The following is a 6,136-nucleotide window of genomic DNA, read 5'->3' on the forward strand; positions in this document are numbered from 1 at the left end:
CCCACACTTGACCGAGTTGAACCACAGATTTGTGATCAGCACCGGCCCAATGTGGGAGCGGGCTTGCTCGCGAAAGCGGCCTCCCAGGCACCCTCGAACTCAGAGGCTCCACACCTCGGAGTTCACAAAAAACGCCCGCGCATTATCCTCAAGACTCTCCAGGTGATACCCACCCTCCTGCACAATCAAACACGGCAACCCAAGGCTGCGAATCCGCTCCCCAAGCCGCGCAAACCCCTCACGAGTCACCGCCACTTTGCTCTGCGGATCCAGCTCAAAAATATCGAACCCCAGGGACAACACCAGCACCTCGGCGCCGAAGTCTTTCACCGCCGCCAATGCCACGTCCAACTGACCCAGGAAGTCCGCCTCACTGGCGCCATGTGTCATCGGCAAGTTGACGTTGAAGCCCTCGCCCTTGCCGACACCCCGCTCATCAGCGAACCCGGCAACCCCCGGATAGAAGTTGGTCGGATCGCCATGCACCGAGACGTAGAGCACGTCATCGCGGTCGTAGAAAATCTCCTGAATCCCCTGACCGTGGTGCATGTCGGTGTCGAGCACTGCGACTCGCGCAAAACCGGCACGCAATACCTGCGCGGCCACTGCCGCATTGTTCACATAACAGAAACCGCCCGCCGCCTCGGCCCGGGCGTGGTGACCGGGTGGACGGCACAAGGCGTAAGCCGCCGGCTCGCCATCGAGCAACGCCTGAGCACCGGCAATGGCGCTTTGCGCCGACCAATAGGCCGAACGCCAGGTCTGCTCACCCACCGGGCAACTGCCATCGGCCAAGTAACGGGCGGCCTGGGCGAGAATCCCGCGCAGAGCATTGGGCTCGCGCACGAAGATGTTCGACATCACCTCGTCGCCCCAATCCTCGGGAATTTCCTTCCAGCGCTGATGGGCTTCCTGCAAAAACGTCAGGTATGGCGCGCCGTGCACCGCCAGCAGCGGATCGAGCCCGGCATCGGCCGGTTGCTCAACCGTAAAACCCAATGAACGAGACGCCTGCACCAACCGCTGAGCGCGCTCGGGCACCTCCTGTGGTGTGCGCATCTGCCCACGGGAGTAGTAGCTGCGTGGATGGTGAAGCAATTGTTCGGGGTGGAAAAAACTGCGCATGGATTATCACCTGTCAGTGTGGGAGCGGGCTTGCTCGCGAATGCGGTGTGTCATTCAACAATGATGTCGACTGACACTCCCTCTTCGCGAGCAAACCCGCTCCCACATGGATTGCGTTTTATTCGACTTTACCGGCGCGGGACAGCACAGCGTTGAGCAACACATCAGTGCCCTGACGCACGTCTTCGGGCAACACGTCTTCGGCTTCGTTATGGCTCAAGCCGCCAACGCACGGGATGAACACCATCGCCGTCGGGCAGTACCGCGCCAGATGAATCGCATCATGCCCGGCGCCGCTGACAATCGATTGCTGAGCGTAGCCCAGCGCGTCCACCGCCTGCTGCATGGCCGCCACGCAATCGGCATCGAACGGTGTTGCCGGGCTGATCCAGTGAGGCGTAATCGTCAGGTTCAAGCCTCGGCTATCGGCAATCGACTGAAGCCGCTCGCGGACTTGCTGCTCCATGGCCTCAATCGCTTCGTCGCGGTGATGACGCAGGTCGACGGTGAAATTCACCAGCCCCGGAATGGTGTTGCGCGAGGATTTGTTGATGCTCAACTCGCCGACAGTGGTCAGGCCTTCAGGGGCGAAATCGGTGGCCAAACCTTCGATGGCCTGGATCATCCGCGCCACGCCATACAAGGCGTCTTTGCGTAGCGGCATCGGCGTTGTACCGGCGTGGGCGGCCATGCCTTCGACGCGTACATCTAGCCAGCGAATTGCCTGGCCGCCGCTGACCACGCCGATGCTTTTGGCGTTGTCTTCGAGGATCGGACCTTGCTCAATGTGCGCTTCAAAGTACGCATCCACCGCGCCGCCAAACGGGGGCTCGCCGGCGTAACCGGTGCGTTGCAACGCCTCGGCAACGCTGATGCCGTCGATGTCACGCACCGCCAGCGCTGCGTCCAGTGGCATGATCCCGGTGAACACCGCCGAGCCGAACATCGCCGGTGTGAAGCGTGCGCCTTCTTCGTTGGTCCAGACCGCCACTTCCAGCGGCTTGCGGGTCTGGATGCCGAGGTCATTCAGGCAACGGACCACTTCCAGGCCGGCGAGTACGCCATAGACGCCATCGAAAACGCCCGCCTTCAGGCTGGGTGTAACAATTGGAATGTGTGTTGATTGCCCGCAGTGGGCGACGCTTTGATCTGACGGAAACCGGGGAGGAAGTCCTGCGCATTGCGGCGGACATTTACGGCGATATTTCACGACTGAGCACGGTGGTGGAGAGTCGTAACGACGACGTGGTCGGCAAGATTCGCATCCTTTGACATTGCTCCGTGACCAGCAAGGCGTTACCGGCAAGATCGTCGCATCATCGACGAGTTTCGAAGAAATTTATCGCTTGATTTGCGCGGGGTTCCGCATTGGGTGTCTGCCGACGCACTTGGTGCGCAGGGGTCGAACAAGGTTTGCTCTGGCGTTTGCCGCCGGAAGATGGGGTGGTGGATTTCGATATCCAGCTGTTGTGGAATCGTGAGCAGAAGATGAGTCAGGCCGAAACCGTATTCCTCGAAAGCTTCCAGCACATGCTCAGTATTCGTGAGCCTGTGCTGTGAAGCCTTGATCGATTAGACGTGAGGGTCGCCCGGTGCTTTGCTCGGTGTAGCGTATTGCGGCTTCAAGTGACCGTCCTGATCGAGTAGCCAGGCATCCATGATCTGCCGCACCACGGGACCTGCGACGCGACCGCCGGCCTCGCCGTTTTCGATCATCACCGAGATGACAATCTTCGGATGTTCGGCCGGGGCAAAACCGACGAACAAGGCGTTATCGCGGTTACGCTCCAGGGTTTTCGCCCGGTTGTAACGCTCGCCCTGCTTGATCGCCACCACTTGCGCGGTACCACTCTTGCCGGCGATGCGGTACTGAGCGCCCTGCGCTGCCGCCCGGGCAATCCCGCGAGCGTCGTGCATCACCATTTGCATGCCATGGTTGACCTGCTCCCAGTCACGCGGGTCTTTCAACAGGATGTTTGGCATTGGATGCTCATCCACTGGCGCAACACCGTCCACTGTCCTGGCCAGGTGCGGGCGATTCCAGACACCTTTGTTGGCGATCAGTGCAGTGGCCTGGGCCAACTGCAGGGGCGTGACCTGCATGTAACCCTGGCCGATGCCGAGGATCACGGTCTCACCCGGGAACCATGCCTGACGGCGCGTGGCGCGTTTCCAGGCTTGCGATGGCATCAAACCGGCAGACTCTTCGAACATGTCCAGCGAGACTTTCTCGCCGAGGCCGAACATGGCCATGTAGTCATGCAGTCGGTCGATGCCCAGCTTGTGGGCCAGGTCGTAGAAGTAGGTGTCGTTGGAGCGCATGATCGCCGCGTCCATGTCCACCCAGCCATCGCCGCTGTGGTTCCAGTTGCGGTACTTGTGATCGAAATCCGGGAGTTGGTAATAACCGGGGTCGAAGACGCGGGTCTGCGGGGTAACGACGCCGGCGTCCAGACCGGCAATGGCCACTTCCGGCTTGATGGTCGAACCCGGTGCATAGAGGCCGCGCAGTACGCGATTGAACAGCGGCCGGTCGATCGAGTCGTGCAGCGCTGCGTATTCCTTGAAGCTGATCCCGGTGACGAACAGGTTCGGATCGAAGCTCGGCTTGCTGACCATCGCGAGTACTTCGCCGGTCGACGGATCGAGAGCGACCACCGAACCGCGACGATCGCCCAAGGCTTCCTCGGCGGCTTCCTGAAGTTTGACGTCGAGGCTCAGTACGATGTTTTTGCCTGGAATTGGATCGGTGTGCTTGAGCACTCGCAGGACCCGGCCCTGAGCGTTGGTTTCGACTTCTTCGTAACCAACCTGGCCGTGCAACTGCGACTCGTAGAATTTTTCGATACCGGTCTTGCCGATCGATTGAGTGCCACGGTATTCCACCGTGTCCAGGGCTTTGGATTCTTTCTCGTTGATGCGGCCGACGTAGCCAATGGAGTGCGCAAAGTGCGCGCCCATCGGGTAGTGGCGAACGAATTGTGGCTCTACATCGATCCCTGGCAGGCGGAACTCGTTGATCGCCAACACGGCGATTTGTTCTTCGCTGAGCTCGTAGAACAAGGTGACCGGCACGAATGGATGTCGAGCCTGCTTCATTGCCTTGTCGAACAGCGCTCGATCTTCTGTCGGCAAGTGCAGGAGGGTGACTACTTCATCCAGTTCCTCTTTGACATCAGAGGCGCGTTCGCGGGTGATGGTCAGGTTGAAGCTGGGACGGTTGTCCGCCAGAACTACACCGTTGCGGTCATAGATCAATCCGCGGGTGGGGGTGATCGGCAGGACGTGGACGCGATTGTTTTCTGAGATCGTCGAGTGATAGTCAAATTCGACCACCTGCAGGACATACATGCGCACGACCAGCGCGCAGGTAATGGCGACAACGAACAGGGCGCAAGCCATCAGTCTTTTATTGACCAGGCGCGTCTCTTTTTCGTGGTCCTTGATCGGTATCGGTTGGGGCATTTCTGCAGCAGCTCTTTGACTGTAAAGGGGGCGCCGATCCGTAGGCTTGAAATCAGTCCGCTAAAAAACGAGCTGCACCATACCAAAAACCGGACGGTCACTTTAGTGCGATTTCCTCTAACGGTTGTCCTTGAAGATTAAAACGACGTTCGGTTTCTTTATGACTCGTGCGTTTTGCTCAAGATTGATATTCCCATTCATGCATTTTTCTTGAAGAAGGGCCTGTAGATACTGGGTGCATGTCATTCCGTTATGTTTTTTTGGAGTCTTTTCATGCATCCACGATTTCAACGATTACTGGGCTCCAATGGATTTTCCATTGGGCTGGAACTGCCCCTGGATAACGATTGGTCCAGCGATGGGCAGCGGCTGCGGATTGCCGAGGAGCGGCCGTTTGGAGTTCCGGACCTGAAGCAGCACGCCGCTATGGCGCACCTCGCAGACAAGGCTGGTTTCGGCGCTCTGTGGGTACGCGATGTGCCGGTTTATGATCCCGATTTTGGTGATGCGGCACAGGTGTTCGAAACCTTTTCCTACCTTGGCTACCTGGCCGGGATCACTGACAACATCATGCTCGGTACAGCGGCGGTTGTATTGCCGTTGCGTCAGCCTTGGCTAACGCTCAAGGCAGCCAACAGTGTTGATGAACTGAGTGATGGACGTCTGCTACTGGGTGTGGCCAGTGGCGACCGACCTATGGAGTATCCATTGTTTGGTGTGGACTACGATCAGCGGGGCGAGATCTTTCGCGAGACGGTTGAGTTGTTGCGCAGCCAAGGTGAAGGCCGCTTGCCGGAAGGTGCTCGCCTGTTACCGGAGCGAGATCAGCCAGTGCCATTGCTGGTTGCAGGTCTTGGTCAGCAATCCCCTGCGTGGATCGGCCAACACATGGACGGCTGGCTCGCCTACCCTGGCACTCCGGATGAGCATCGGCGCCGAGTGGGACTGTGGCGGGAGGTCGGTGGTAATAAACCCTACATCAGCTTCGTTCACTTGGATCTGGCGGCCAATCCTCATGCACCGATGCGACGCGTTCGTTTTGGCGGCAGCTGCGGGAGACTGGAATTGATCGATGAGCTTCAGGCTTTGCGTGAAGCAGGTGTGCAGCACGTTGGCTTGCATCTACGTCGTAGCGAGCGACCGGTTGCCGAGGTTATTGAAGAGATTGCTGAATACGTTCTGCCGAAGTTCCACTAACGATGCTGCTGGAACCTGGGATGGCCGATGGACTATCCCTTTTTCGTAATGCCACTTTCCTGCGGACAAAACAAAACCCCTACCTGCATACGCAGATAGGGGTTTCGGAATTTAATCTTGACGATGACCTACTCTCACATGGGGAAACCCCACACTACCATCGGCGATGCATCGTTTCACTGCTGAGTTCGGGATGGGATCAGGTGGTTCCAATGCTCTATGGTCGTCAAGAAATTCGGTAGCCAGGTCGTGGGCCTTTTCAGGTTCACGCTCCAGCGAATGGGTATGCGATAGTTGGGTGTTTTGTGAGTATCTCGAACTTTCGGTTCGTTTCGTCTTCACACACCGC

The 6,136-nt window shown here is 58.4% G+C and carries 3 protein-coding genes, 1 rRNA gene and 2 pseudogenes; 2 read left to right on the forward strand and 4 right to left on the reverse strand.

Annotated features, from left to right (window positions below):
* Positions 1–99: 99 nt before the first annotated feature.
* Both CUN63_RS03435 and CUN63_RS03440 read right to left on the reverse strand, forming a co-directional pair.
* Positions 100–1,125: a histone deacetylase family protein gene (locus CUN63_RS03435; RefSeq protein WP_129437210.1), complete on the reverse strand. Its 1,026-nt coding sequence runs from the start codon at positions 1,123–1,125 to the stop codon at positions 100–102.
* A gap of 118 nt (positions 1,126–1,243) precedes the next feature.
* Positions 1,244–2,237: pseudogene (locus CUN63_RS03440) on the reverse strand (allantoate amidohydrolase); the annotation flags it as partial.
* Here CUN63_RS03440 and CUN63_RS03445 point away from each other — a divergent pair.
* Positions 2,230–2,685: pseudogene (locus CUN63_RS03445) on the forward strand (LysR substrate-binding domain-containing protein); the annotation flags it as partial. The pseudogenes CUN63_RS03440 and CUN63_RS03445 overlap by 8 nt on opposite strands.
* Positions 2,686–2,697: 12 nt before the next feature.
* On the opposite strand, the gene mrdA reads toward CUN63_RS03445, so the two are convergent.
* Positions 2,698–4,590 carry a penicillin-binding protein 2 gene (mrdA, locus tag CUN63_RS03450; protein WP_129437212.1) on the reverse strand — a complete coding sequence of 631 codons (1,893 nt, stop codon included), beginning with the start codon at positions 4,588–4,590 and terminating at the stop codon, positions 2,698–2,700.
* A 273-nt stretch (positions 4,591–4,863) separates the two neighbouring features.
* Here mrdA and CUN63_RS03455 point away from each other — a divergent pair, with 273 nt between their 5' ends.
* Complete coding sequence (locus CUN63_RS03455; RefSeq protein ID WP_129437214.1) at positions 4,864–5,787, forward strand: TIGR03571 family LLM class oxidoreductase; 924 nt, start codon at positions 4,864–4,866, stop codon at positions 5,785–5,787.
* Positions 5,788–5,902: 115 nt separating this feature from the next.
* Here the strand turns inward: CUN63_RS03455 and rrf are convergent.
* A 5S ribosomal RNA gene (gene rrf / locus CUN63_RS03460) occupies positions 5,903–6,018 on the reverse strand.
* Positions 6,019–6,136 lie beyond the last annotated feature (118 nt).

Origin of the sequence: Pseudomonas sp. ACM7 (genome assembly GCF_004136015.1) — a bacterium.
GTDB lineage: Bacteria > Pseudomonadota > Gammaproteobacteria > Pseudomonadales > Pseudomonadaceae > Aquipseudomonas > Aquipseudomonas frigoris.

Bases quoted from the DNA above. Each gene is read 5' to 3' on its own strand.
- CUN63_RS03435 (WP_129437210.1), bottom strand. From the start codon at position 1,125: ATGCGCAGTTTTTTCCACCCCGAACAATTGCTTCACCATCCACGCAGC.
- mrdA (WP_129437212.1), bottom strand. From the start codon at position 4,590: ATGCCCCAACCGATACCGATCAAGGACCACGAAAAAGAGACGCGCCTG.
- CUN63_RS03455 (WP_129437214.1), top strand. From the start codon at position 4,864: ATGCATCCACGATTTCAACGATTACTGGGCTCCAATGGATTTTCCATT.